29 protein-coding genes and 7 pseudogenes are annotated in these 25,683 nt (G+C 52.4%); 31 read left to right on the top strand and 5 right to left on the bottom strand.

The features are described 5' to 3' along the window. The first annotated feature begins 57 nt into the window (after positions 1-57). From AACL23_RS04710 to AACL23_RS04700, 3 genes and pseudogenes are all read left to right on the top strand, one after another. Positions 58-303, top strand: a complete 246-nt coding sequence (locus AACL23_RS04710) for a hypothetical protein (protein ID WP_100096717.1) — start codon at positions 58-60, stop codon at positions 301-303. A gap of 210 nt (positions 304-513) precedes the next feature. Beyond that, positions 514-681, top strand: coding sequence for a hypothetical protein (locus AACL23_RS10225; protein WP_407079217.1), 168 nt, complete (start codon positions 514-516; stop codon positions 679-681). Between the two features lie 173 nt (positions 682-854). Next, positions 855-1,136 (top strand): annotated as a pseudogene (locus AACL23_RS04700) (lysozyme); the annotation flags it as partial. Positions 1,137-1,171: 35 nt separating this feature from the next. Here AACL23_RS04700 and AACL23_RS04695 read toward each other — a convergent pair. Next, positions 1,172-2,156 (bottom strand): annotated as a pseudogene (locus tag AACL23_RS04695) (IS3 family transposase). Positions 2,157-2,290: 134 nt separating this feature from the next. Between AACL23_RS04695 and AACL23_RS04690 the strand changes: the two are divergent. Further along, positions 2,291-2,746, top strand: a pseudogene (locus AACL23_RS04690) (ATP-binding protein); the annotation flags it as partial. 211 nt (positions 2,747-2,957) lie between these two features. Here AACL23_RS04690 and AACL23_RS04685 read toward each other — a convergent pair. Continuing rightward, positions 2,958-3,356: a type II toxin-antitoxin system VapC family toxin gene (locus AACL23_RS04685; RefSeq protein ID WP_100096713.1), complete on the bottom strand. Its 399-nt coding sequence runs from the start codon at positions 3,354-3,356 to the stop codon at positions 2,958-2,960. After that, positions 3,356-3,592 carry a type II toxin-antitoxin system VapB family antitoxin gene (gene vapB / locus AACL23_RS04680; protein WP_174889570.1) on the bottom strand — a complete coding sequence of 79 codons (237 nt, stop codon included), beginning with the start codon at positions 3,590-3,592 and terminating at the stop codon, positions 3,356-3,358. The genes AACL23_RS04685 and vapB overlap by 1 nt, the downstream gene beginning before the upstream one ends. Before the next feature lie 394 nt (positions 3,593-3,986). Here vapB and AACL23_RS04675 point away from each other — a divergent pair, with 394 nt between their 5' ends. The 4 genes from AACL23_RS04675 (at position 3,987) to AACL23_RS04660 (ending at position 6,158) form a co-directional block, all read left to right on the top strand. After that, positions 3,987-4,352, top strand: a complete 366-nt coding sequence (locus tag AACL23_RS04675) for a RusA family crossover junction endodeoxyribonuclease (protein ID WP_339050417.1) — start codon at positions 3,987-3,989, stop codon at positions 4,350-4,352. Positions 4,353-4,423: 71 nt separating this feature from the next. Continuing rightward, positions 4,424-5,497 carry a site-specific DNA-methyltransferase gene (locus AACL23_RS04670; RefSeq protein WP_339050415.1) on the top strand — a complete coding sequence of 358 codons (1,074 nt, stop codon included), beginning with the start codon at positions 4,424-4,426 and terminating at the stop codon, positions 5,495-5,497. Further along, positions 5,494-5,955: a lysis system i-spanin subunit Rz gene (locus AACL23_RS04665; protein ID WP_100096710.1), complete on the top strand. Its 462-nt coding sequence runs from the start codon at positions 5,494-5,496 to the stop codon at positions 5,953-5,955. Before AACL23_RS04670 ends, AACL23_RS04665 begins: the two co-directional genes overlap by 4 nt. A gap of 5 nt (positions 5,956-5,960) precedes the next feature. Continuing rightward, a complete protein-coding gene (locus tag AACL23_RS04660; protein WP_095033962.1) occupies positions 5,961-6,158 on the top strand; it encodes a DUF551 domain-containing protein in 198 nt (65 codons plus the stop codon). Here the strand turns inward: AACL23_RS04660 and AACL23_RS04655 are convergent, their stop codons facing one another. After that, positions 6,159-6,449 carry a HigA family addiction module antitoxin gene (locus AACL23_RS04655; protein ID WP_095033963.1) on the bottom strand — a complete coding sequence of 97 codons (291 nt, stop codon included), beginning with the start codon at positions 6,447-6,449 and terminating at the stop codon, positions 6,159-6,161. It lies immediately after the preceding gene. A gap of 13 nt (positions 6,450-6,462) precedes the next feature. Then, positions 6,463-6,759 carry a type II toxin-antitoxin system RelE/ParE family toxin gene (locus AACL23_RS04650; protein ID WP_422389624.1) on the bottom strand — a complete coding sequence of 99 codons (297 nt, stop codon included), beginning with the start codon at positions 6,757-6,759 and terminating at the stop codon, positions 6,463-6,465. Between the two features lie 32 nt (positions 6,760-6,791). Here AACL23_RS04650 and AACL23_RS04645 point away from each other — a divergent pair, with 32 nt between their 5' ends. From AACL23_RS04645 to AACL23_RS04535, 23 genes and pseudogenes are all read left to right on the top strand, one after another. Then, the gene (locus AACL23_RS04645) at positions 6,792-7,130 is read left to right on the top strand and encodes an HNH endonuclease (RefSeq protein WP_100096708.1); all 339 of its coding nucleotides are present in this window, start codon (positions 6,792-6,794) and stop codon (positions 7,128-7,130) included. Between the two features lie 207 nt (positions 7,131-7,337). Beyond that, positions 7,338-7,805: a phage terminase small subunit P27 family gene (locus AACL23_RS04640; protein WP_339050406.1), complete on the top strand. Its 468-nt coding sequence runs from the start codon at positions 7,338-7,340 to the stop codon at positions 7,803-7,805. Beyond that, complete coding sequence (locus tag AACL23_RS04635; protein ID WP_339050404.1) at positions 7,756-9,504, top strand: terminase large subunit; 1,749 nt, start codon at positions 7,756-7,758, stop codon at positions 9,502-9,504. Before AACL23_RS04640 ends, AACL23_RS04635 begins: the two co-directional genes overlap by 50 nt. Next, positions 9,504-10,772 (top strand): phage portal protein, encoded by a 1,269-nt coding sequence (locus AACL23_RS04630; RefSeq protein ID WP_339050402.1) that lies wholly within the window; start codon positions 9,504-9,506, stop codon positions 10,770-10,772. The genes AACL23_RS04635 and AACL23_RS04630 overlap by 1 nt, the downstream gene beginning before the upstream one ends. A gap of 77 nt (positions 10,773-10,849) precedes the next feature. Then, positions 10,850-11,707: a head maturation protease, ClpP-related gene (locus tag AACL23_RS04625; protein ID WP_339050401.1), complete on the top strand. Its 858-nt coding sequence runs from the start codon at positions 10,850-10,852 to the stop codon at positions 11,705-11,707. A 12-nt stretch (positions 11,708-11,719) separates the two neighbouring features. Beyond that, positions 11,720-13,005: pseudogene (locus tag AACL23_RS04620) on the top strand (phage major capsid protein). 50 nt (positions 13,006-13,055) lie between these two features. Next, on the top strand, positions 13,056-13,373 hold the full coding sequence (locus AACL23_RS04615; RefSeq protein WP_171967324.1) for a head-tail connector protein: 318 nt from the start codon (positions 13,056-13,058) through the stop codon (positions 13,371-13,373). Continuing rightward, on the top strand, positions 13,370-13,753 hold the full coding sequence (locus AACL23_RS04610) for a phage head closure protein (RefSeq protein WP_339050400.1): 384 nt from the start codon (positions 13,370-13,372) through the stop codon (positions 13,751-13,753). The genes AACL23_RS04615 and AACL23_RS04610 overlap by 4 nt, the downstream gene beginning before the upstream one ends. Further along, entirely contained in the window at positions 13,740-14,264 is a 525-nt protein-coding gene (locus AACL23_RS04605; RefSeq protein WP_171967328.1) for a hypothetical protein, read from the top strand. Before AACL23_RS04610 ends, AACL23_RS04605 begins: the two co-directional genes overlap by 14 nt. Beyond that, complete coding sequence (locus tag AACL23_RS04600) at positions 14,261-14,797, top strand: phage tail terminator protein (RefSeq protein ID WP_339050399.1); 537 nt, start codon at positions 14,261-14,263, stop codon at positions 14,795-14,797. The genes AACL23_RS04605 and AACL23_RS04600 overlap by 4 nt, the downstream gene beginning before the upstream one ends. Continuing rightward, positions 14,794-14,883: pseudogene (locus AACL23_RS04595) on the top strand (hypothetical protein); the annotation flags it as partial. The gene AACL23_RS04600 and the pseudogene AACL23_RS04595, both read left to right, overlap by 4 nt. A gap of 477 nt (positions 14,884-15,360) precedes the next feature. Next, positions 15,361-15,567, top strand: coding sequence for a hypothetical protein (locus tag AACL23_RS04590; protein ID WP_339051663.1), 207 nt, complete (start codon positions 15,361-15,363; stop codon positions 15,565-15,567). Then, positions 15,564-17,063: a phage tail sheath subtilisin-like domain-containing protein gene (locus AACL23_RS04585; protein ID WP_339050397.1), complete on the top strand. Its 1,500-nt coding sequence runs from the start codon at positions 15,564-15,566 to the stop codon at positions 17,061-17,063. Before AACL23_RS04590 ends, AACL23_RS04585 begins: the two co-directional genes overlap by 4 nt. Continuing rightward, the gene (locus AACL23_RS04580) at positions 17,063-17,419 is read left to right on the top strand and encodes a phage tail tube protein (protein ID WP_095033970.1); all 357 of its coding nucleotides are present in this window, start codon (positions 17,063-17,065) and stop codon (positions 17,417-17,419) included. Before AACL23_RS04585 ends, AACL23_RS04580 begins: the two co-directional genes overlap by 1 nt. Beyond that, positions 17,416-17,769, top strand: coding sequence for a phage tail assembly protein (locus tag AACL23_RS04575; RefSeq protein ID WP_339050392.1), 354 nt, complete (start codon positions 17,416-17,418; stop codon positions 17,767-17,769). Before AACL23_RS04580 ends, AACL23_RS04575 begins: the two co-directional genes overlap by 4 nt. Positions 17,770-17,823: 54 nt before the next feature. Beyond that, positions 17,824-19,692, top strand: a complete 1,869-nt coding sequence (locus AACL23_RS04570) for a phage tail tape measure protein (RefSeq protein ID WP_339050390.1) — start codon at positions 17,824-17,826, stop codon at positions 19,690-19,692. Positions 19,693-19,722: 30 nt separating this feature from the next. Further along, positions 19,723-21,042 carry a DNA circularization N-terminal domain-containing protein gene (locus AACL23_RS04565; RefSeq protein WP_339051590.1) on the top strand — a complete coding sequence of 440 codons (1,320 nt, stop codon included), beginning with the start codon at positions 19,723-19,725 and terminating at the stop codon, positions 21,040-21,042. After that, positions 21,039-22,097, top strand: coding sequence for a phage baseplate assembly protein (locus AACL23_RS04560; RefSeq protein ID WP_339050388.1), 1,059 nt, complete (start codon positions 21,039-21,041; stop codon positions 22,095-22,097). Before AACL23_RS04565 ends, AACL23_RS04560 begins: the two co-directional genes overlap by 4 nt. Before the next feature lie 44 nt (positions 22,098-22,141). Further along, complete coding sequence (locus AACL23_RS04555) at positions 22,142-22,711, top strand: phage baseplate assembly protein V (RefSeq protein WP_339050386.1); 570 nt, start codon at positions 22,142-22,144, stop codon at positions 22,709-22,711. 3 nt (positions 22,712-22,714) lie between these two features. After that, on the top strand, positions 22,715-23,119 hold the full coding sequence (locus tag AACL23_RS04550) for a phage GP46 family protein (protein WP_422389642.1): 405 nt from the start codon (positions 22,715-22,717) through the stop codon (positions 23,117-23,119). Next, positions 23,109-24,179: pseudogene (locus tag AACL23_RS04545) on the top strand (baseplate J/gp47 family protein). Before AACL23_RS04550 ends, AACL23_RS04545 begins: the two are co-directional and overlap by 11 nt. Continuing rightward, positions 24,169-24,768 (top strand): YmfQ family protein, encoded by a 600-nt coding sequence (locus tag AACL23_RS04540; RefSeq protein ID WP_339050382.1) that lies wholly within the window; start codon positions 24,169-24,171, stop codon positions 24,766-24,768. Before AACL23_RS04545 ends, AACL23_RS04540 begins: the two are co-directional and overlap by 11 nt. After that, a pseudogene (locus AACL23_RS04535) lies at positions 24,755-25,644 on the top strand (phage tail protein). The gene AACL23_RS04540 and the pseudogene AACL23_RS04535 overlap by 14 nt, the downstream one beginning before the upstream one ends. Positions 25,645-25,683 lie beyond the last annotated feature (39 nt).

Here is a 25,683-nt window from a genome sequence, read left to right as displayed (position 1 = left end):
GGAATCTGTTGATTCATCAAATTTTTTTAGATTTTTTAACAATAAGGACAATAAACCATGCTAAATATCAACGTGAAAAAATTGGAAAAACCGAAGTACGAATGTTTGATAATGGATGTAGAGGAGGCGAAAAAAAATGGTTTTGATTTTTTCAATTTAGCGGCTAATGAAGGGAATGACTATTTACTATTAAAAGAAGGTATTTCTGGTTTTTCTGGTGTGGATATATGCTCTATTCCTACAAATACTTCTTCATATTTTGCGTATAGCATAATTAACCCCCTCACCTTTGTTAGCGCATAAAGAAATAAATCAGGTGAGAAGTGGGGAATGCCATTCAAAAAAAGCCACAAAAAGTACTTGACTGTGTCCCCGTGACCCCACATAATCGCCCCATACTACAGTAGTTACAAACAAAAAGCCTCCACTTCGGTGGGGGCTTTTTGCATTTTAAAATCCCCCCGTCTGGCGAAATGAAAACACGATTCTTCGATATCACCCTGTTCTCCCCCTATGACCATGCCTGAGAAAGAGCCTGGATTCTGGGTTGCGTTGCTGGCCTGGATTCGGGGTCATCAAGCCGATTTTGGCTACGCCAGCCTCGCCGCCCTGTTTTCGTTGTTACGCAATGCGTGGGGAAAACATGCCTGGAGCCGGCGATTACTCGATGCGTTGTCCTGAAGTACGCTGGCGTTTTTTAGCCAACCCCTCCTGATGATGGTCGAAGGCCTGTTTCACGGCACCCTGCCGGCCTCCGCCCCTCAGGTGCTGGCCATTTACATTGGTTATGTGGGCACGGATTACCTTCGGGCCCGACTGCAATCCTGGACTGAGCGAAAAAATGGAGAGTCACGATGAACATCAGTCCTGAGGGTATTGAGCAGATAAAAGCGTTTGAGGCGTTGAGGCTGAAAGCCTATCTCTGCCCTGGCAGCAGATGGACGATTGGCTACGGGCATACCTCAGGCGTGAAGGCAGGGGACACCCTCACACCCGGGCAGGCAGAGACTTTTTTTCGTGAAGATATCACCCTCATCTGTCTTCAACTCGATATCTTGCTCAAGGTGACGGTGACGCAGAATCAGTTCGACGCGCTGGGCTCTCTTTTGTTTAACATCGGTGTTAAGGCGTTTGCCACTTCGACACTGCTGAAAAAGCTGAATTGTAGTGGTCAAGTAAAACAGGCCAGTATCTTGTGTTTTTTCCAGTACAACCGCTGCGGTTCATTTGGCGTTCATCCCCCGTTGTATTGATGAGGCCGCGTTTGACTGTAGTAGCCAATGAGATCATCAACAAGATCCCGCCTGGCTTCGTGTTGAGTTGGATACCCTGCTTTGGGTACCCATTCTGTTTTGAGGCTTCTGAACAGGCGTTCCATAGGAGAGTTGTCCCAACAATGACCTTTACGGCTGAGACTTTGGGTCATACGATAGCGCCAGAGTGGCTGCCTGAACGTCAGGCTCGTGTCATGGCAACCTTGAGCTGAATGAAACCTGACGCCGTTGGGGCGTCCTCTTGATTCATAAGCCATCCACAATGCCTTGCAGGTGAATTCACTGTCTGGGGAAGAAGAGAGGGCCCATCCTGTCGGTTGACGTGCAAACAGGTCTATCAGTACGGCTAGACAGGTCCAACGATTCCCTGCCCAGAGATAGGTCACATCTGATGAGGGGCAGCCACAGAAAACTGACGCGCTCACACGTCAGGAATAGCCTGATGTTCCTGTCTCGCCTTTTTATATTGATGAGTCGCTGGCTGATGGCTGACCCGTTCCAACTGACGCATGACTCTCGTTGCCCGATAGCGACTTGGCGGAATACCCCGTTCTGATACCATGGCAAACATCGTTCTTGCTCCTGACGTACCTGAGCGTGTCACTGCATGGCTCTTCTTAAGTTTCTCTACTCACGGGAAGTGTTCAGGAACTCTGACATTAAGAGAGCTGAAGCCTTTTTTAACAGGCTGTTCTCTTCTTCTATTCGTCTCATTTTCTTTTCTCATTCGCGGCTCTTTTGCTGTTCTTGTGTCATAGGAGACCCCGAGAGGCTTTTCCCTTCTCATTCCCCTTTTCACTGATTCAACCAGGAACTCATGGCGCTTTTACTCACGCCCATTGCTTTTGCTCCTTCTATCCCCCTATATCCTTGTTTTGTCACTCATTGAGCCCCTTCTAGCTTAAATTCAGGGCTGTAGGGGAGTTTGTGTTTCTTATCCATTTTTACACCTGTATTGATAACTTAAGTCTATCACCTGGTTTTTATCAGGTGGCCAAATTAACTATGCCACTACAGAACGCCTTAAGCGGGGCGGCGGTCTGGTGATGTGTGGTAAGCCAGGAACCGGCAAGAATCACCTTGCCCTGTCGATTGCTAGGCACGTTATCAACGAACATCAAAGTTCAACGCTATTCACGACCGTTCTGCGAATTGCCCGCGAATTTAAATCAACCTGGAGCAAAAATGCAGAGTGCTCACAAGCGGAGGTCATTAAGCGTTATACGCAGCCTGACTTGCTTATTATCGACGAGGTAGGCGTTCAGTTTGGTAGTGAAGCAGAAAAAATGATTTTGTTCGAGGTGTTCAACACGCGCTACGAGAGCATGAAGCCAACGATACTCATCAGCAATCTGGCGTTGAACGAACTGACCGGATTTATCGGAGAGCGCGTGATTGACCGGATGAACGACGGTGGCGGTTGCACGTTGACGTTCACGTGGAGCAGTTACCGTTCACGCATAGCTGCATGAGGCTGTTAATCGTAGTGAATCATAAAACACACTGAGGTATCGTTCAGGAATCGATTTTAAGGCACCTTTAACTCCAAACTATGGCTATTTTGAGTTTGAACGCCTTGTAGAGGCTTATAGGCGGTTTTTCCGTTGAGTGATACTCAGAAGTCGATTTTAAGGCGGCTAAGAAGCACGTAGCGGCGGCTACGGCCTGACAAATCGTTTGCGTCTATGTTATCCAATTTTCGATTTGAAGACCTGGATAAGCGATGAAATCGCGTTCGTTGTTAGTCACTAGTATGATGTTTAATGCAATAGCATGTGAAGCTATTAGCTTGTCTAGGTGGTCTTTCTTGCGCTCTCTTGTTGCCATACGAACTGCACCATAGGCACGAACAGCATTGGCATCAAATGGCATTACATTTATCAGTTTCACGAGTTTATTAAGGTTATTTAGCTCGCGTTCTGGATCCTTGGATACCGCTACTCCGTAGTCTAATTCGGCAAAGGTAATTGCTGACATAACAACATCGCCAACGAAGCAGTTCACGAAACGTCTTGCTACCTGTTTAGGTTGATTCTTTATGAGATAGATACACATGTTTGTATCCAGCATGTAGCGAGGCATCAGAGGGTATCCCTATCTGCTTGTTCCTGATCAGCACGACCTTCAGACATAAAATCAGGTGAAAAGTTGGCAAATATGTCCATGACATTTTCTAGAGACTGACGAACAGGCCGGATTCTGATTTCATCGCCAATACGCTCGATTTCAAGCTCGATATCTGTATTGTCAAAAGCAAGTCCAGCAGGGATTCTTACTGCTTGTGAATTGCCATTTTTGAATATCTTTGTTGTTTGCATTCCTAATGCTCCTTGACTGTACATGGATGTACATTAACTAAATTTTATAAAAATGTACACACAAAATACACACTTATCTCTTTATAAAATTTTACTCAACTTCTCACTTTAAAATTTCAATAAAAACTGATGACATATTTACGAAAAAGCGGGTTCCGATACGAGGCCATCAACACACTACAAGCCAATAGGCTGGTAAAGCAATACACGGAGAAGGGCTATCACGTTGAGAAAACACTTAACACTGACCCCAAACTTTGGGATGTGTCGGTTAAGTTGGAAGAACGCCGAAATAACCACCCAACGCCACGCGGCATGATTAACACAGTCTGGCACTCTCCGTTATACAAAAATCCCATCTTAGTTTAAACAATAGACTGAAAGCGCATTAATCATGATAATCGAACTGCCTTTCCCGCCCAGCGTGAATACCTATTGGCGGCAGAATTCAAACCGAACTTACCTCAGTGATAAAGCCAAAGAATTTAAAGCAACAACCGCAAAAATTGTCAACGAGATGCGCCAGAAATCCGGATGTCAAAAATTTCAAGGGGAGCTCTCTGTATTGATGCAGCTCTATCTACCCAACAAGATCAAGCGTGATGTGGATAATTATTCCAAAGGCGTGCTGGATTCGTTAACCGGTGCAAACATTTGGAACGATGACAACCAGGTTCGCGTGATGACCGTTGAGAAGATGGATCACAACAGCGGCGTGAAAGGCGGCAAGTGTGTTGTTGTAATTGATGAATATTGTTAAATCGTCGCTGTCTGAAAAAATCATTAATACACCAACAAGCTCAATCACATTTAAAATCCAAGGTCATAACGATGACTTTTTCAAACCAGCCGATATTGGTTAACGGCGACGCTTTGCCATACGTTAAAACACTTCCTGATGATTCTATCGACCTGATATTGACTGACCCGCCATACTACCGTGTTAAATCCTGTGCATGGGACAGGCAGTGGAAAACAACCGGGCAATATCTGGCGTGGCTAAATGATTACCTCGTTGAATTCCAGCGGATATTAAAGCCAAACGGCAGTCTCTACCTGTTTTGTAGCGCAGAATTGGCCGCAGATACCGAAATTATGCCAAGAAATCACATGAGGATGTTAAATCACATTATTTGGGCTAAACCCTATGGTCGTGGGACTGGATGCTCAAAAGAATGGCTACGCTCATATTTTCCAGGCACCGAGCGAATATTGTTTGCAGAGCAGTACGGGGCAGAGGGTACAGCAAAAAATAAGGATGGCTATAAATGTGCTGAGTTAAAAAGCGAAGTGTTTGCTTCGTTGATTGACTATTTCATCACCGCAAAAAATCAGCTCAATATCACGGGCAAAGAAATTGAACAGTATATGGGAAGCCATATGCATCGGCATTGGTTCTCGTATTCTCAGTGGCAGTTACCGAACAAAACACAGTATGAACGTTTGCAAGAATTCTTTTCGCAAAAAGCCGCAGAGAAAAAATCAGCGGCGTCTCTCTCCAAAAATCACCATCCACTGAGTTTCACGCACGACGAACTTCAGCGTGATTACGGTGAACTGATGAAAAGCTATGACGAACTTAAACGACAGTATGAAAACTTGCGCCGACCTTTTTCTGTCACCAAAGATGTGCCGTATACCGATGTGTGGAATTTTCCACCCGTACTGTACTATCCCGGTAAACATCCTTGTGAAAAACCCGCAGCCTTGCTTGAGCACATTATTAACGCCAGTAGCAAGCCGAAACATACTGTAGCAGATTTCTTTATGGGTTCCGGTTCGACGGTGAAAGCCGCCATTCAATCAGGTCGGCAAGCTATCGGCGTGGAGTTAGAAACAGATAGATTTTTGCAGACTAAAAAAGAAATAGAAAATCTTATTCCTCAAATCAATGACCAATTATGACCTGGAAAATTCCTCTTGTTATCGCTTTGCTACTGACCTCAATGTCAGGTGTAACCCTGTATTACCGGACGCTGTATTACGATGCTGAAAAAGCACGAAAGATTGCCGTGTCGGATAGGGAAAAACAACAGATTGCATTTGAGCAGTTAAGCCATCAAATACAGACCATCTCGGCGCTGGATGACAGACACACGAAGGAATTAGCCGATGTGCAAGCCAAGAATCATCATTTGCGTCGTAAGCTTGATCGCGGTGGTCGGGTGCTCGTCAAAGGTCACTGTCCAGTCAGCACTCCCCGCCCCAGCAGCCTGGGCCATGCAGGAACCATCGAACTCTCTTCAATTGCTGGACGAAACGTTCTCGATATCAGAGCCGGAATCATCAGCGACCAAGCAAAAATAAAATACCTTCAGGATTACATACGGAAGGTTGTTTTGTCGAATCAACAGGAAAATTAGAATTAATGAACTGGATTGATTGTCGTGTAAGTATGCCAGAGATTAACGAAACAGCACTTATTTATCGAAAGGACAGAAAAGAATATCTGGTGGGTGTTTATCTGGATAATTCTCAGTTTCACTATGCAGATTGTTGCCAAGGTATTCAGAAAATGTGTACCGCTAACCACTGGATGCCGCTGCCTGAGCTGCCGAAGAATTAATTAAATGTTATTAACAAGCCCTAGGCGCTCAATTGTTGGTTGTCGATGTTTTCTAGCTTGTGCTAAATCATAATTAAGCTGCATAGCAAGCCATGCGCGCGCTGTACTAATCCCTGCCATTTCTAGACGTAGGGCAAGGTCGAGACTAATAGCTGCGTGCTGGTTAAGTACTCGAGAAAGCGAAACGCGAGATATTTTCAAATGTTCAGCGACTTCTTTAACAGATAGACCCAATTCATTTATCACATCTTCTCGTAATAATTCACCGGGATGAGGGGGATTTTTCATCATAGTATTAACTCCCTTAGTGATAATCAATATAGTCAACCAGTTCAATATTTGAACCAACAAAGCGAAAGGTGACTCGCCAATTGCCATTAACCCATATAGACCAGTGATCTTTCTTATCTCCCTTTAGTGGGTGTAATTTGAAAGAAGGTATATTTAGATCTTGTGGGCTTTCAGCAACATCGAGTAAAGAAAGGATGCGGCGTAGCTTTGGAGCATGTGCGGCTTGAATGCCTCGTGTTGTTTCTGTTGCATAGAAGGCGGCAAGTCCTTTGTGTCGAAATCCTATAATCATGTAAAAACTGTATCTCATAACGTTACATGATACAAGCTTGTTTTAAAATTATGCAAAAAAAACAACTCTACAATTTCCGCTGGGATAAAGCACGCCGGGCATTTCTTGCCAGAAATCCTTTATGTGCCATGTGTCAAGCCAATAATTTTATTAATCCGGCAACGGTGGTTGACCATATCATTCCTCACCGTCTGCGCTTTGCTCAGACAACAGAAGAAGTCACGGCAGCACAAAAACGTTTCTGGGATGAATATAACTGGCAGCCACTCTGTGTTCAGCATCACAACACCACCAAGCAACGGATGGAAAAAGGTAACAAAGGCTATGGCTGTGATGAAAACGGGATGCCGAGTGATCCCGATAGTCACTGGTATCAGGGTAAAAAGTGATCTCCTCATCGAGGATCTATTATGTTTTTATTATATATCAACAGGATAAGTGGATAGGGTGGGTTAAAAGTTTCTCTAAGAAGGACTTCCTGACCCATTGGCCCCGTTTGTACACACAGTCGCGAAATGAAAACCAGTTTCACAAAATATCGTATATAGTTGAAATATAGACACTTTTTGTGAAATCTTGACAAAAAGGATATATTGATGGCGGGAAGACGCCCAAAACCCACCGCATTAAAATTAGTGACCGGCAATCCGGGAAGAAGACCCCTCAATAGCGCTGAGCCTACACCACCACCTTATTCAGCGCAACCCCCAACACATTTATCCAATACGGCAAAAGACACCTGGGAACGGCTGACTCAATTACTCAATAGTATGAGCGTGTTAACCCTCGCTGATGCTTTTGCTTTGGAAAGGCTGTGTGATATTTACGATGAAATTCTACGGTATCGCGCCATGATACAGAGAAAGGGGGAAACATTTGAGGTGCATTCCCAGAACGGTGTATTAATCAAGGCCAATCCCGCCGTTTCCATGCTGTCTGATGCCGATAAACGCTTTAAAAGTTATCTGGTGGAATTTGGCTTGACACCTGCGGCAAGAACAAAGGTGAGGACGCATGACACGGAAAAAGAACCTGACGAACTCGACGAATTCTTCGCTCACTGATTTAGCCACAGACTATGCCACTGCGGTAGTTTCAGGCGCGGAGCTTGCCGGGCCTGATATTCGTCATGCCTGTCAACGTCACTTGCGGGATTTAGCCACGGCGAATACCCGCGGTATCCTGTGGAACTTATCGGCAGCTCAGCGGGCTATTCGTTTTTTTTTCAACGTATTGAAATTGAACGGCGGTATCTATGAAGGCAAGCCGTTTCATTTGCTACCCTGGCAGTGTTTTATCGTGGGCTCCCTTTTCGGCTGGAAAAACAGTGAAGGACAACGCCGGTTTCGGATGGCATACGTTGAGGCAGGGAAAGGATCGGGGAAATCCCCTCTGGCGGCGGGCATTGGGTTGTACTGTCTGGTGGCCGATAATGAAGCGCGAGCCGAAGTCTACGCCGCCGCCACCAAAAAAGACCAGGCGATGATCCTGTTTCGTGACGCGGTCGCCATGGTAGACCAATCGCCCAGGCTGGCCGAACGAATACAGAAATCCGGTGGGGCGGGCAAGGAATGGAATCTGGCCTTTTTACAGGCCAGTGCTTTTTTCCGGCCTATCAGCGCCGATAATGGGCAATCCGGCCCCCGTCCTCACTGTGCCTTGATTGATGAAATTCACGAACACAAAAGTCATCAGGTCGTTGAAATGATGCGGGCGGGCACCAAAGGCCGCCAACAGGCATTGATTTTCATGATCACCAATAGCGGCCATAACAAAACCAGTGTGTGCTACGACTATCACGAATACGGGCGTAAAGTGGCAGAAGGGAGCATGGAAGATGAGAGCTTTTTTGCGTTCATCTGTTCGCTGGACGAAGGTGATGACCCTTTTAAAGAGAACGGTTGCTGGAAAAAAGCCAATCCCTCATTAGGTCATACGTTCAGCGATCGCTATTTGCAGGAGCAAGTCACGCAAGCCCGGGGTATGCCCGCCAAAGAGAGCCTGGTGCGTCGTCTTAATTTCTGTCAGTGGGTCGATGCGGAGAATCCCTGGATAAATAGTGATCGCTGGATGGCGTGTGAGGAAACCTCGCTGGATTTAGGGGCGCTGGCAAACTCACCCTGCTACGGGGGGCTGGATTTATCCGGCAAGCAGGATTTAACGGCGCTGGCGCTTTATTGGCCGGAAGAAAAAGTGGCTTATGTCGAGTTCTGGACACCGAAAGACACCTTGCTGGAACGTGCCAGGGTCGACAGAGTGCCTTACGATGCCTGGTTGCGAGAAGGTTATCTTAACGCACCGCCAGGGAATGCGATTAATCTGGGTTTTGTTGCCCAACGGATAGCGGAATTATCTGCACGATATACCCTCAATCGTATTGCCTACGATGCGTATCATATGGATTATTTACGGCCAGAACTGGAAAACGAAGGGGTGAATACGGTATTAACGCCTCACGGACAAGGCTTCGGCAAATCAAAACAATCCGGACTTTGGATGCCGCGATCCATTGAATTGTTTGAGCAGCGTCTTCTCGGTGGCGAATTACGTATTGATTTCAACCCCTGCCTACGTTGGAACGCCGCGAATACCGTGATTGAAGAAGACAAAAACGGCAACCGGGTTTTTAGTAAACGTCGCAGTAACGGGCGCATTGACGGTGTTGTTGCGTTGGCGATGGCCATCGGGGCCGCCGAGGGTGTGGAGGAAGAAATCGGCGATCTGGATGGCTTTTTAACGAATCCGATTATGGTAGGGCTGTAGTGAAACAACACAAATCCCCCGGAAAAATCAAAAGTGCCCTGCTCAACTGGCTAGGGGTGCCACAGAATGTCACGGAGACACGGTCGTCGTTTCATGACTATAGCCAGAGTCAAAGCGGGCAAGTGGTGACGGCCGATAAAGCCCTGCAACTGTCCGCCGTCTGGGCCTGTGTGCGGCTGTTGAGTGAATCGATATCCACGTTACCGCTCAAACTGTATCACCGCGAACCGGATGGCTCACGCAGCCTGGCGCAGCAACACCCTGTTTACAACGTCCTGTGTCGGCGCCCTAACCTGGACATGACCCCCTCCCGCTTTATGCAGATGGTGGTGGCCAGTTTATGTTTACGCGGCAATGCCTTTATTGAAAAAAAGACAATAGGGCAACGTCTGATTGCATTAGTCCCGCGATTACCCCAAAACATCACCGTGATACGACGGAATAATGGGCGACTGGAATACCATGATACCGAGAACCCCAGAGGTGATCCGTCATTAAAACCCCGGGTGATTGCAGATAACGACATGATGCACATACGTGGTTTTGGGTTAGATGGGGTTTGCGGCATGATGCCGCTGAAATCCGGTCGTGAGGTGTTTGGCTCGGCCATGTCACTCGAAACAACGGCGGCACGGTATTTCCAGAAAGGCATGTCGGCATCCGGTTTTGTCACTTTCGACAAATTACTCACCAGGGAGCAACGAGACACGTTTAATAAAGAGCTTGAGCGATTTTCAGGGTCAGAAAATACCGGAAAAGTCATGCTGCTGGAAGCCGGGATGAAATTCAATGGCATCACCCTTGACCCACAAACCTCTCAGATGCTGGAAAGCCGCGATCATAGCGTCGAAGAAATCTGTCGATGGTATCGTGTCCCGCCGTTTATGGTCGGTCATATGACCCAACAAAGCAGTTGGGCCTCCAGCGTAGAAGGGATGAACCTGATTTTCCTGACCAATACATTACGGCCCTTACTGGTGAACATTGAACAGGAGATCGCCCGTTGCCTGCTGGAGAATGACGAAGACCATTTTGCAGAGTTTTCTGTGGAAGGCCTACTGAGAACGGACAGTAATGGTCGAGCGGCCTATTACACCACTGCGTTACAAAATGGCTGGATGAGTCGCAATGATGTGCGACGGCTGGAAAATCTGCCGCCGATTGAGGGCGGTGAGCTGTATACCGTTCAGTTGAACCTGACGCCACTCCATCAACTGGGACAGGAAAATGACGGCAAAAAAGCGCGAGCCGCGCTCAATGCCGGGTGATGCCCTGCCCCATCCCCTTCTCATCCCCCGAGCAGCGCCTGGCCTGGCCAGCAACAGAATAACTGGAGTTTTTCCCGATGAAAAAAAATGCCCTTCCGGTATTACCGGCGGTTTTTCCCTGTCCGACAATGACCAGTGAAATTTTACCGTCCGCATTGGCCATGTGGAACAGCCGCATCAGGGCATCGAGCCAGGATGAGAATACGCTATCGATATTTGAGTCGATTGGGCAGGATTGGGCAGGCGAAGGCGTGACCGCTCAACGAATGGGGGCAATATTGCGGTCACTGGAGGGGAAAGCGGTCACCGTCAATATCAATTCGCCGGGGGGCGATCTGTTTGAAGGGCTGACTATCTACAATCAGCTACGTGAATACCCCGGCAAGGTCACTGTGAAAATATTGGGACTCGCGGCCTCAGCCGCTTCCATCATTGCCATGTCAGGCGATGAGATACAAATCGGGCGAAGTGCTTTCCTGATGATCCACAACACCTGGGGTATGGCAGTCGGTCATCGCCATGACTTTGCCGACATGGCGGAAAAAATGGCGCCCTTTGATTTGGCGATGCGGGAGATTTACGTCGCCAGAACCGGCATGGATGAAACGACGATCACCGCGATGATGGACAGGGAAACCTGGATGAATGGAGGCGAAGCGATAGAGAAAGGGTTTGCGGATGCCCTCCTGCCCTCAGACAGCACGCAACAGGATAACGATTCGCCCATCGCCGCCCTGAGAAAACTGGATGCCCTCCTGGCAAAAGCCAATACGCCCCGTGCTGAACGACGAGGATTATTGAACGCCTTACGGGGTGATATGCCGGGCGCTATCCCCCCCTCTCACGGTACGCCCTGCGCTGCCCATGAGGTTTCTTCCGAGACCTGGACGCAACTGGACAATGCCTTGCGTCGTCTGGTGTCAATACCCCATTAAACTGGAGACTATATGTCTGAGATGAATGAAATGTTTAAAAAAGTCACCGCTTCTATTGAAGAAGCCAGCAGCAAATATAGTGCCCAGGCAGAAAAAGCCCTGAAGGAAGCGCAAAAATCCGGGCAGCTTTCCTCAGAAACCAGAGCGGCCGTCGATAAAATGGCGGTCGAACTCAATGCCTTGCGCGAAGCAGAAAAAACCCTGAAAGCCCAGGTGGGGGAAGTGGAACAGCATATCGCCCAAATGCCGGTGGCCAATGCGTTGAACGTGGTGAGTTCTATCGGTCAACAGGTGGTGGGCATGGAGGCAGTACAGGCTTTAGGCTCGGGAATGGAATCGAGTAAACGGGTGATAGCACCGGTTAACGCCGCCCTGATTTCATCGGATGTCAGAGGAACGATTGTCGCGCCAGACCGTCAATCAGACCTCTTGACCCAGCCGAAGCCACGGTTGTTCATTCGTGATTTGATCGCCAGTGGAAAGACGCAAAGTAACACGATTTACTACGTGAAGCAGAAAGGATTGACCAATCATGCCAGGACGGTTGCGGAAAATACCGTTAAGCCCTATAGCACGATTGAATTTGAAGAGGCACAGTCCCCGTTCGCACGATTGCCCATCTCTTTAAGGCATCCAGGCAGATTCTGGATGATTTTTCGCAACTGGCCTCCCTGATCGACATGGAATTGCGTTATGGCCTCAAATACGTGGAAGAGCAGCAAATGCTCTTCGGGGACGGTACCGGTTCAAACCTGAACGGGATCTTCACGCAGGCCACTGCATTCCAGGCGGAATTAACCCCCTCCCACCGCACCGCGATTGATGATTTGCGTCTGGCCATGCTGCAAGCGCAACTGGCCCGTATTCCTGCGACAGGACATGTGTTGCACTTCAGCAACTGGGCACAGATTGAACTCATCAAGGATACGCTGGGGCGTTATCTCCTCTCCAATCCGGCAGCCCTGACGACGCCGACATTGTGGGGCTTGCCCGTCGTCGTCACAGAAGCCGCTGGGTTTAAAGACAAATTCCTGGTGGGGGCATTCAGTTTAGGGGCGCAACTGTTTGACCGTGAAGAAGCGAATGTGGTGATCAGTACCGAGAATACCGATGATTTTGAAAAAAACATGATCTCCATCCGTTGTGAAGAGCGTCTGGCGCTCGCGGTTTACCGTCCTGAAGCGTTTATCAAAGGGAATTTAACCCAGATAGAGGTCTCACCTTCCGCTCCGTCAAATGCAGGAGGTGCGCGGAAAAGCGGTCAATCAGGGAATCATGGTGGGGAGTCATCCACTTAAACAGGATGGTCTGCCGATGCAGGCCATTTTTTGACTGGAAATAAACCCCCATGTGGATTAACAAGGCACAGGTCAAACGACAATGCAGGATTGAACTGGACGATAACAGTGAAGATATGCTGCTGGAGAGTTATATCGCCGCCGTAGAGCAAAAAACCATCGCCCATCTGAACCGTCATCTCTACAAAGCATCCGTGCCTAAAACTGACCCTGACGGACTGGTTATCAATGCCGCGATTATTCAGGGTATGCTGCTCCTGGTGACGGGGTTATATGAGCATCGTGGAGGGGTATCAGATATAGAACAGTTATCTGTTTTTCCGTTTTTCAGGTTTCTGGTGGATGACTACAGGCTGAGCGGATTATGACACCTCATTATGGTAGAGCGCATTCTCGTTTCCCCGAGCCGGGACAGTTAAACAAGCGCATTTTGTTTTATACGCGACAGGATGAACCGATAGGCGCCAGTGGAACACAGGCGGCGAATCAAGGCGCGTGTACGGTTTGGGGACAATTGATCCCCGTCAGTGACACCCTGCGCATCCATTCTTTTCAAATCAACAAAACCGTCACGCATAAAATCATAGTGAGATACAGACAGTCGCTTTACGACAGCAGTCAAGCAGTGATTAAGGGTGTGGTTTACCAGATACGTGGCGTGACGGATATCCACAGTGCGGGTCGTTTTCTGGCCTTTTCGTGCGAAGAAACCAGCAGTCAACCAGAAAGAGGAAATGAGTTTGGATAATCTCCATATTGAGTTTCATCAACCCAAAGATCTGGTCTTTAATCGTCTCCTGGTTCGCCGTGCTTTTATGAAAATCGGTCAAAGGCATCAGGAAGAAGCGCGTCGTCGACTGATGAAGCGGGGGGGCCGTTCTCAAGCAGGAGAGACCCCCCGATGGCAAACGGGCCGACTAGCGCAATCTATCGGTTACCACGTCCCTCGCCCTGCCTCACGACGACCCGGATTGATGGTCAAGATAGCGCCCAATCAGAAGCGAGGGATAGGCAGTCAAGATATTGCAGGCGATTTTTACCCTGTTTTTCTGCATCACGGGGTACGCAGCGCGTCCTACGGCATGCCTAAACAACATAAACGACAAAAGAGTCACCACAAGAGCGGTGGTTGGCGAATTGAGAAACGTCAAAATTACATGGTTGCCACATTAATGCGTCTGAAAAGTTGGACGTGCTACACGTTAAAGAAAGCACTGCGTAAATCACTTCGGCCTGAGCGCCGACGGAGTCATTCATGAAATTGAGTCCTGTTATTTCGGCCTTACGCGCCCATTGCCCCCGTTTTGAAAACAGGGTCGGCAGCGTGGCGCACTACGAAGATTTACCCGAGTGCGGCAAACTGGCCCTCCCCGCGGCCTATGTCCTCCCAGGAGAAGAGGTCGTGGGGGAACAACGTGCCCAGAATGCCTATTGGCAGGCCCTCACCGAACGGTTCTCTGTGGTGGTGATTCTCCATCACCGCCGTCATGGGAGCGGGGGACGGCCCTCGGTGGACCTGCTGCATGACGTACGTGCGGACATTTGGCGCGCGTTGCTCGGTTGGGCACCTGACCCGGAGGGTGGGACCATTGAATATGCGGGGGGAGAGCCGTTAGAGGCCAACCGCGCGGAATATCATTACTTATTTGAATTTCAGGTCCGCACCGAGATTCACCCTGAAGACACCCGTCAAGCGCAAGAGTTGGCCGCGTTGCCCGAATGGGGCACCCTCTGTCTCGAGCGTCCTTCCCCTGAGCCCGACCTCTTTCTTTCACTGGAGTCAACCAAATGACGATGTTTGTCAAACCCAACCGAGGGCGCCTCGTGCCCATGCCCAATTATCACGGCCTGCCTGAAACGGCACTGCCCCCCAACGGGGCTTATGTGCCCGAAGAGGGCTACTGGTTTCGACGGTTAGGCGCGCGGGAAGTCGAACGCATCCCGGCCAGGCCCACAGAGTGGAACAAAGACGGGACCTATGTGTACACGCAGGGGCACTGGTGGTTTCGGCGCCGTCACGATGGCAAAGCCCCCTCGCCCGAATCTCCCGATGAAACCGGCACCTGTCTGCCCGAGGGGGGAGATTGGTTTCGCCGCCTGGACGATGACGAGGTGTCGCGCACATTGACGGCGCCAAAGGCCTTCTTTCAGCGCCAGAGAGGGGAGGCGTTCATATACAGGGAAAACAGGGGGTTTGAACGATTGCCCGTCGGCACCTCGCTGTTGCCCGTCCCTGACCGTGCAGAGGTGACGTACGTGCACAAGGGCGGCGTCTGGTATCAACCCTGCCCCCTGGACAAAGACAGCGACGAAGATCAGCCCGATGACAGCGCCAGCGCCGGTGAGGGGCCGTCTGTGCCTTTGCCCGAACCCCACGAAGAGCCTGAGGAAGCGCCCGAGGAAGACCCTGAGGAAGCGCCTGAGGAAGCACCTGAGGAAGCGCCCGAGGAAGACCCTGAGGAAGCGCCTGAGGAAGCACCTGAGGAAGACCCTGAGGAAGAAATGCCTGCCGGGAACATTCGTCTGACCCCACACATGCCCCCATCGGAGGAGACCCCATGAGCATCAGTTTCAACACCCTTCCCTCAGACCTGCGCGTCCCGCTGTTTTACGCGGAGATGGACAACAGCCGGGCGAATACGGCCCAGGAGAGCCGCAGGGCCTTATTGCTCGGTCACGCTTTGCCCGACGCCCCGATAAAGACGAATACCCCGGTGAGGATGCCGACTGAGGCGCTCGCTCAAAAATTGACGGGCCGCGGGAGTCAACTGCACCGCATGGTGACGGCCTATCGTCGCATTGACCCTTTGGGGGAACTGTGGGTCATCGCGGTGCCGGAGCCGAAGCCCCCCGGTGGGCCGGCCTGGTCCTGTCTGGGCCTGGTCGGCAGACCTCAGGCTCCAGGGGTGCTGAGCCTGTGGATAGGCTGCCGTCGCCTTCGGGTGGCGGTGAATCCGGCCCAGACGCTCGATGAGATAGCCGAGCATCTCACCCAGGCCATCAACACCGCATCGGATTTGCCGGTGACCGCCAGACTCAGGGAGGATGGGGAGATTCTTTTGACTGCCCGGCATTCGGGCATGACGGGCCGCGACATTCCCCTGTCGACGAATCCGCTGTCAGCGGGAGAGGAGACCTCGCCTCCGGGGCTGGCTTTAGTGGTCGACAGGATGAGGGGAGACGATTATACCCCCGATGTGACGGCCGCCATCGCCGCGATGGGCGATACCCCCTTTGACTTTATCGGTCTGCCCTTTCACGACAGCGACACCCTGGCCCTGTTTGAGCAGGAAATGAACGACCAGAGCGGCCGCTGGAGTCCGTACCGACAACTTTACGGTCATGTGTACACGGCCAAAACGGGCTCCTTATCTGAACTGGTTGCCCTGGGCGAGTCTTTAAACTCACCGCATCTGACGGTCGCCGGCTATGAACCGGCCATCCAGACCTGCCTGGATGAAGGGGTGGCGGCACGACTGGCCCGCTCGGCGGTTTTTCTGCGGGCAGACCCCGCCAGACCCACCCAAACAGGCGAGCTCAACGGCGTCTTGCCCGCGCCCGTGGGCAAACGCTTTACGTTGACAGAGCAGCAATCGCTCCTGTCCCATGGCATCGCGACCGCGTATGTCGAAGGGGGTGCCTTGCGGATACAGCGCGACATCACGACGTACAAAAAAAATGCGGCGGGCGTGGCAGACAACAGTTATCTCGACAGCGAAACCCTGCACACCAGTGCGTCTGTCCTCAGGCGACTCAAATCGGTCATCACCTCCAGGTATGGACGACACAAGCTCGCTGACGACGGCACCCGCTTTGGTGCCGGCCAGGCGATTGTCACGCCCTCGGTCATTCGGGCGGAGCTGTGCGCGGTGTATCGCCAGCTCGAGCGGGAAGGCATGGTGGAAAATGTGGAGGCTTTCCGTGCCCATCTCATCGTCGAGCGCCATGCGCATGACCCGAACCGGCTGGATGTCCTGTTTCCGCCCGATTATGTGAATGCGCTCAGGGTCTTTGCTGTCATCAATCAATTTCGGTTGCAATACCAGGAGAACGTCTGATGAGAAAGACCGCGGGTACCTGTTACTTCAAAGTGGATGGTCAACAACTGACCCTGAGCGGCGGCATAGAGGTGCCGATGAACACCGTCGTTCGGGAAGATATTCTCGGCCTCAATGGGGAGGTCTTTTACAAGGAAACCCACCGGGCGCCCTTTGTCAAGGGCACCTTTATCGTCGAGCGCGCGTTTCCCCTTCAAAAACTGGTCAGCGCGACCCAGATGACCCTCACCGCCGAACTGGCGAATGGGCAGGTGTATGTGCTGTCAGGCGCCTGGCTCTCGGGTGAAGCCAACCACCACACCGAAGAGGGCACCGTTGACCTCGAATTTCACGGACAGGAAGGATTTTATCAATGACCTCCATCGCACTCAGCAAGCCAATCAAGGTCCACAACGAAACCATTTCAGTACTGGACATTCAGGAACCCACTTTCGATCAGGTTGAAAAGTTCGGCATTCCTTTCAGTTACTCTGAGCGAGGCGATATGCGACTGGATACGCGTTCAGCCCTGGCTTATCTGCCTGAACTGGCGGGGATACCGCGTTCCTCCGCACAACAGCTGGCGCTACATGATGTGTTTGTCGCGTCGATGACCCTCGTGGGTTTTTTTACCGGTGCCCAGAACTCAGCCGTCTCAGCCGACGATTCTACAACATCGCCTGGTTCTGGCGAATCAATCCCTTCGATTTACGACAGCGTCCCTTGAATCAGTTATTTGATTTAGAAGCGCAAGCGATTCGAATTCAGCAGGAGCAACACCTTGGCTGACCAGGTCGAACTCAAAGCAATCATCACGGCGGTCGACAAACTCTCGGCCCCGCTCAAAGGCATGCGTCGGGAAGTCAAGACCTTCAAGCAGGAATTCAGGGCAGGGATGGTGGGCGCGGCGGCCCTGGGGGCAGGGGTGATGACGGCGATGGCCGGCCCCATCAAACAAGCGATAGACTTTGAATCCACGATGGCAGATGTCCGAAAAGTCGTTGAGTTTGAGACCCCTGAGCAGTTTAAAAAAATGTCGCAGGATATTCTCGCACTGTCCCATCGTTTACCGATGGCGGCGGAGGGGATAGGTCAAATTGTGGCGGCGGGGGGACAGGCGAATATCGCCAAAAACGAGCTCTTGGCCTTTGCTGGTGCGGCCGTCAAAATGGGGGTGGCCTTTGACCAGAGTGCAGCGCAAGCCGGTCAGATGATGGCGACCTGGCGTACCGCGTTCCGGTTAACGCAAAATGAGGTCGTCTCGCTGGCCGATAAAATCAATGACCTTGGCAATCACGGACCGGCCAATGCCGCAAAAATCTCTGACATTGTGACCCGGATTGGCCCACTGGGCGCGGTGGCCGGTATGGCCTCGGGTGAGATGGCGGCGCTGGGCGCGACGATTGGGGGGATGGGGGTTGAGGCCGATGTGACGGCGACGGGCATTAAAAAATTGATGCTGGCGTTAACCTCAGGCAAATCAGCCACCTTGTTACAGAAAAAGGCGCTGCGCTTTCTTAACATCAATCCGTCTCAACTGGCCGTGGAGATGCAAAAAGACGCCAAAGGGGCGCTACTGAAGGTGCTCGACACACTGAGTCAGGTCCCGAAAGCCAAACAGTCTGCGGTCATGAAAGCGCTGTTCGGCTCAGAATCTCTCGGTGCCATTGCCCCGCTGTTGAGCAACCTTGAACGATTAAAAGTGAACTTCGATAGAGTGGCCGACGTACAAAAGTACGCGGGCTCGATGCAGAAAGAATATGCCGCCCGTGCGGCCACTACCGCCAATGCGATACAGCTGTTTAAAAATCAGATATACGTCGCCAGCGTCACTATAGGGTCCATTTTTTTACCCGCTATCACAAGAACACTCAACAGGGTGAGGCCATTGATCGAGCAATGTCGTCACTGGATAAAAGCCCATCCAGAACTGATAAAATCATTGGCTCAGTGGGGTGTTTATCTACTGGGCACCGCGACGGCGGTAGGGGTGGTCACTCGGGCCTTCAAGATTTTTAACAGCGTGATGAACATGTCAACGCTGGGTAAACTGGTCACGTTAATGGTAATAGGCGGTGGACTTATCGTCGATAACTGGGAAACGATCGGCCCGATGATTAAAGCAGTCTGGCGAAATATTGATGGCGTTATTCAGGCAATAGGGGGTTGGGAAACCGGGCTCAAAAGCGTCGCGGTATTGACGGCGGGGTCCTGGCTATTATCGATGGGGAAAGGCCTGTCAGGCGCACAGGCTCAGGTGATGAAGCTGTCGAAGAGTCTCAAAGGCATGGCCAGCATGGGGGTGGTCACCGTCACGATTGCGGTGCTGTTTGACTGGATGAAACGGCTGGACACGCTCCGCGGTGAGGCGGCAAGGCAGCATACCAATGTGGGAACGTTGCTGGTCAATCGGTTACAGGAGGCTGAACAGGCCCGAGGTTACACGGGATTTCTCCCTCGCCTGAAAGAGCTGCTCAATATTGAGGGACGCCCACCCGCCCAGTTATCACTGGCCAGCCCAAGACCCCAGCCCGGGGAACTGACCGTTTCCTTTCAAAATGCCCCGCCCGGCATGACCGTGCAACCCGCCACGCAATCCCCTGTCTGGTTGAACTACGATGTCGGATACAATCGCTTTGCCCGGCGGTAAAAACGGCCCACTTTTTTCTGAGGAGGGATGATGACGGACTGGACAAACAGGTTACACCCCGCCTCGTTTCGGGGCGTGCCGTTTCAGGTCGAAGGGGATGAAGCCACCTTGGGTCGACGGGTCCAGACGCACGAATATCCGAACCGCGACCAACCCTATACCGAAGACCTGGGTCGGGCGACCCGACGCTTTCAAATCAGTGCCTATCTGGTGGGGGAAGACTATCTGGTCCAGAGAGACAGACTGATTATCGCCATCGAAACCCCGGGGCCGGGAACGCTGGTTCACCCGTACTACGGCGAACTCTCTGTGTGCATGGAAGGTGACGTCCGGGTCCGCCACAGCGGCCGTGAAGGTCGGCTGTGCCGCGTCAGCTTCAGTGTCGTCGAAGCCGGGGAACTGTCTTTTCCGACCGCAGGCATCGCCACGAGCCAAACACTCCTCTCTTCCAGTTCCGCATTGAACGATCGGATTTCTGACGCGTTTACCCGTGTGGGCCTGAAAGGCTTGCCGGATTTTGCACAGGCCGGTGTGCTGGCGAATGCCAAAGACAGGATGGGCCATATCACCCAGGCCTTTGACCGTATCGACATCGGGATAGCCGCGGCTTCCCGCCTGCTGCAGGGGGATATGTCGGTCATCCTGGCACAGGGCTCTGCCGGTAAACATCTGATTGAAGCCATACAACGACTGTGGCGTTCGGGCAGGCGGACCGCGCACAACGCCGCCACGCTCACCCAGCAAATCAAGACGCTATCGGGCATCACGCTGGGGCATGATTTGGCCCCGCGTGGCGTCTGGAAAAGCGATAGGCCCAGCGTACAGGCGGAACGTAGACAAAGTAATCGTATTGCGGCTTTGTTGCGTATGACGGCCATCCATGAGGCAGCCCTGCGACTCACACAACTGCCCCCACCGCGTACCGCCCTGTTACCGGTTAATCAACGTGAGAAACGTCAGATACAGGTCAATCTGTCCCATCCCGCCTTGCACGCAGGTTTAGATGCGTCAGACAGTGAAGTTGAGAGTACCGCGGTCACGTGGGAGACATTGATGGCAGTGAGAGAGGCGCTGAATCAGGCCATTGAGCGCGAACAGACATTATCGCCAGATGATGCGCTTTTTCTGGCCTTGCAGCGAGTGAAAACGGAGGTGCATCGTGATATGGCCACGAGATTGGCGCAAGGTGAAAAAACGGTCCTGCGCACCCCAGAAACCGTGCGCCCCGCCTTGGTTCTGGCGGCGCAGTGGTATGACCATGCCGCAAGAGAAACCGACATCACCTCACGTAATCGGGTGCCTCATCCGGGGTTTGTCCCGCAGCAGCCATTACGCGTCCCTCTCCGATGACGGATGCGGTGATATTACGCGTCAACGGGCGTGACTGGGGCGGCTGGACGCGTGTCCAAATCTCCGCCGGGATTGAGCGTCTTGCCCGCGATTTCAATGTAGAAATCACTCGCCAGTGGCCTGGGGAGTCGGGCAGTGCGCCGTTACAGCCCAGAATTCAAAAAGGGGAGCTTGTCGAAGTCCTGATGGGTCAGGATAAAGTGTTAACCGGATGGATTGAAGCCACGCCTGTCCGTTACGATGCCCTCAGTATCCATGTCGGCATCACCGGCCGGAGTAAAACCGCGGATTTGATTGACTGTGCGGCCTCGCCCACCGATTTTGACGATCACACCTTAATTCAAATAGCGACCCAACTGACCAAGCCGTTTGGCATCACAGTCATCAATCAAGGTGTTCCAAAAACGCGATTACAGAGGCTCCAGGCGGATTACGGTGAAACGGTGCATGAAGTCTTAAACAAAGCCCTGGGACTCCAGCAGGCGCTGGCATGGGATGATGAGCACGGCAATCTGTTGATAGGCAGGGTGGGGAATGACCGAGCCACGACGGCGTTGGTCTGGGGTGACAATATTTTAAGCGGTGATACCGAGCAAAGTATCCGGGACCGTTTTTCCGAATATCAGGTGGCGGGACAACGCAGTGGTGACGATGCCGATTTTGGCGAAGCCACCTTAACCGCGCTGAGAGCGAAAGCGAAAGACCGCCAAATCACACGTTATCGCCCGCAACATATTCAGCAATCCGGTCAGGCCACCGGGGCGAGCTGTCGTCAACGGGCCGAATTTGAAGCCCAACAGCGCGCCGCCAGAACCGAAGAAACCACCTATACGGTTCAAGGCTGGCGACAAGGCAACGGCAGTCTATGGCAGCCAAACCAGCGGGTGAGCGTCTTCGACCCCGTGCTGGGTTTTCACCATCGAGAGCTGGTGATTGGAGAAGTCGTGTATACCCAGAATGAAGGGGGCACCCTCTGCCAGTTACGCGTGGCCCCCGAAGCGGCTTATATTCCCCCTCTTCAGGAACAGAAGTCAGAAGAAGAGAATTTTTTTTGATACGGTCCTGTTTTATTTTTTTTACTTCAATCAATGAGTGATGTATGCAAAAGATGCTGTCTGTGTTGCAGCGACACCTCTCCCGCCTGTGGTCAAGAGCCTGTGTGAACCGGCTTGACAGCACCGCGGCCTGCCAGCGAGTGGATGTCTCCTTGATGGCAGGGGAAACGAAAGCAGGGATGGAATACCTGGAGCCGTACGGATTCACCTCCACCGCCCATGCCGGCGCGGAAGGGGTGGCCCTGTTTCTCTCTGGCGACCGCTCGCATGGCATCGTCATCAATATGGCCGACAGGCGTTATCGTCTCAAAGACTTACAAACGGGAGAAGTGGCCCTGTATACGGATGAAGGAGACCATATTGTGCTCAAACGCGGACGGGTGATAGAAGTCACCACCGACACCTTTGTGGTGAAAGCCAAAAATAAAGTGGTGCTCGATACCCCTCGGGTGGACACCTCCGGAGAAATCACCGCTGAAAAATCCATCGTCTCCCAGTCTGAAATACAGGACAAGCTGGGTTCCCTGAGTTCAATGCGAGACCAGTACAACAGTCACACCCACTCGGGCGACAGCGGGGGCAGCACAGGCCAGCCTCATCAGAGGATGAGGTAAATGATGAGGGTCAATGGCCATCCTGCTGAGACCGTTTCAGACAGCCTGACCCGAGCGGTGGTCATCTCCCTGTTCACCTGGCGACGGGCGGAGCCGGATGACGACACCGAAACCCCGATGGGTTGGTGGGGCGATACGTGGCCCACGGTGGCGAATGACCGCATCGGCTCAAGACTGTATCTGCTCAGGCGAAGCAGGCTCACCGCGCAGACCGCACAAAAAGCCCGTGACTATATCGCGCAAGCCCTCCAGTGGATGAGGGAGGATGGAATAGTGGATCGCATGGATATTGCGGTCACTCGTTCCGGTCTCGATACGCTCACCGCGACGCTGACCCTCACCGTGCGCCAGAGCCCCCCGACAACCCTCACCTTTGACAATATCTGGGAGGCCATTCATGCCACATAGCGGATTCTCCCGCCCCTCACTACCGACCTTAATCGACACCATCCGAAGTGATTTGTTCACCCGATTGAACGAAGACAATCTGTTAAGGCGCTGTGATGCGGAAGTCACTGCGCGGGTTCAGGCGGCGGCCGTGCACACCTTATACGGGTATCTCGATTATTTAGCGAGAAACATGTTACCGGACCTGGCGGATGAAGCGTGGCTGGTGCGACATGCGAACATCAAGCGCTGTCCGCGTAAAGGGGCCACGACGGCCACGGGATTTGTGCGCTGGGAAGGGGTGCCCAATGCCCTGTCGATGTCCTCTGATACTGAAATACAAAGAGACGATGGGCAGACCTACACCACCACAAAAATGACCTCAGCCCTCAACGGCGTGCTTCGCGTGCCTGTGGTGGCACAGGAAGCAGGACAGGCCGGCAACTGTGAAGACAAGACCGCCCTGAGACTGCTGAGCCCGATACCCGGGCTTTCTTCCACGGGCTATGCCGATGAGATACAGGGCGGCCACGATATCGAAGACCTGGAGCGCTGGCGACAGCGCATCATCGCGCGTTGATATGACATCCCTCAAGGGGGCGCGGATGGAGACTACGTGCGCTGGGCGAAAGAAGTGTTGGGAATAAGCCGCGCCTGGACGCATCGACATAAAAACGGACCAGGTACCGTGGGCGTCATGGTGGCCACCGACGACCCGGACCATCCGGCACCCACACAGGACATCTTGACTCAAGTCAGAGAACACATTTTACCCCTTGCTCCCGTGGCGGGCAGTGGCCTGACGGTCTTTGCGGTGAACCCCAAATCCGTGCCTGTTTCTCTCGCGTTATCGACCGACCGGCCCGACATCCGGTCTGCCGTCATCGCCGAAATCCAGGCCTTTTTTCAACGGGAGGGCGAACCGGGAAGCACACTTTTTCTCTCCCGCCTGAGGGAGGTCATCAGCCTGGCGGCCGGAGAAGTGGCCCACCAGTTGAGGCTGCCGACCACCGACATTCTGCTGGGCAAAACCGAGGTGCCCGTATCAGGCCCCGTGACCTGGACGCCCTATGCCCCATAAACCGAATTTAGATGAAGATTATACGCGACTGTTACAATCGCTGTTACCGCCCGGCCCTGCCTGGGCCGGGGACAACCCCCTGCTCGACGGCCTGGCCCCGTCTCTGGCGAGAGTGCATCAGCGGGCCGACGACCTGATGAAGGAAATCAACCCGGCCCAATCGATGGAACTGACCGACCGTTACGACACCCTCTGTGGTTTGCCGGACCCCTGTCTTGACCCCAAACCCCAAACCCGGGAAGAGCGCCAACAGATTCTCGATGCCAAGGTCAACACCGTCGGTGGGATGCATGAGGGCTTTTTCCTCGAACAGCTCCGCCTGTTGGGCTATCCCACGGCCACCCTGGAACAGTGTCAACACCTTGACCGCTCCCCTGACCCCGCTTGGGGCGACCGATGGCGCTATTACTGGCGAGTCCATATCCCTGCCGAGGCCAGGATACGAACCATGACCTGTGTCAGTGCCTGTGATTCCCCCCTGCGTCATTGGGGCGAGCGGGCGGTCGAATGTGTGATAGAGCGCCTGTGTCCGTCCCATACCCAGGTCCTTTTTGCTTACCCCAAAGGAGACAATCATGCATCGCATTGACACCCCCACGGTCCAACCTGACAAATTTGGGCAAGGCAAACCGGGGTTTACCAACGGAGACCCCACCACCGGGACCCGTGCTACGGATTTGAACAGCGACTTCTTTGATGCCCTCCAGGAAGAACTCTGCACCGTCATTGAAAAAACAGGGACAAGATTAAACAAACACGAACATACGCAACTGTATCAGGCCATCCAGACCTGTGCCGAAAACGCGGCCAATCGAAAGCTGTCTAAAAAGAAAAACGGCAAGGACATCCTGGACAAAGCGCAATTTATAGAAAACCTCGGATTGACAGAAACGGTCGAACTGGCCAAAGAGGCCATCCCGTATCATCGTAAAATTAATGGCAAATCCCTCACTCAGGATGTGCAGCTCACCGCCACCGATGTGAATGCGGTGACGCCACAAATATTACGTCTGGAAGTCCCGGTCGGGGTGCCTCTGCCCTGGCCAACGGACAGGCCACCGACCGGGTGGCGTCTGTGCAATGGAGACCGATTTGACAAAACACACTATCCCCTCTTAGCCCTGGCCTATCCTTCAGGACAATTGCCGGACTTACGGGGAGAATTTATTCGGGGCGCGGATGCCGGCAGAAAAGTGGATACAGGCAGAAAGGTATTGAGCACCCAGGGCGATGCCATCAGAAACATCACGGGCCAGTTCGGGTATGTGAGGCAAGGGCAATGGGGACCTTGGGTGACCGCCACTGGGGCTTTTTATCAGACCTCGAATTCAGTGCGGCCATCAAAAGAGGCGACCCTGATAACTGGGGCTCCGTCTCTGCGTTTGATGCCTCCCGGGTTGTCCCCACCGCCCACGAAAACCGGCCCCGTAATATCGCATTCAACTACATTGTTCGAGGCGCTTGAGCTTGATGCCTCTGTAGAATACCCCGCTTCGCCTGGAAA

Origin of the sequence: Candidatus Williamhamiltonella endosymbiont of Tuberolachnus salignus, assembly GCF_964019775.1 — a bacterium.
GTDB classification, from domain to species: Bacteria; Pseudomonadota; Gammaproteobacteria; order Enterobacterales; family Enterobacteriaceae; genus Hamiltonella; species Hamiltonella defendens.
The sequence above is the reverse complement of the archived record's forward strand: the minus strand, read 5'-3'. Positions and strand labels throughout refer to the sequence as shown.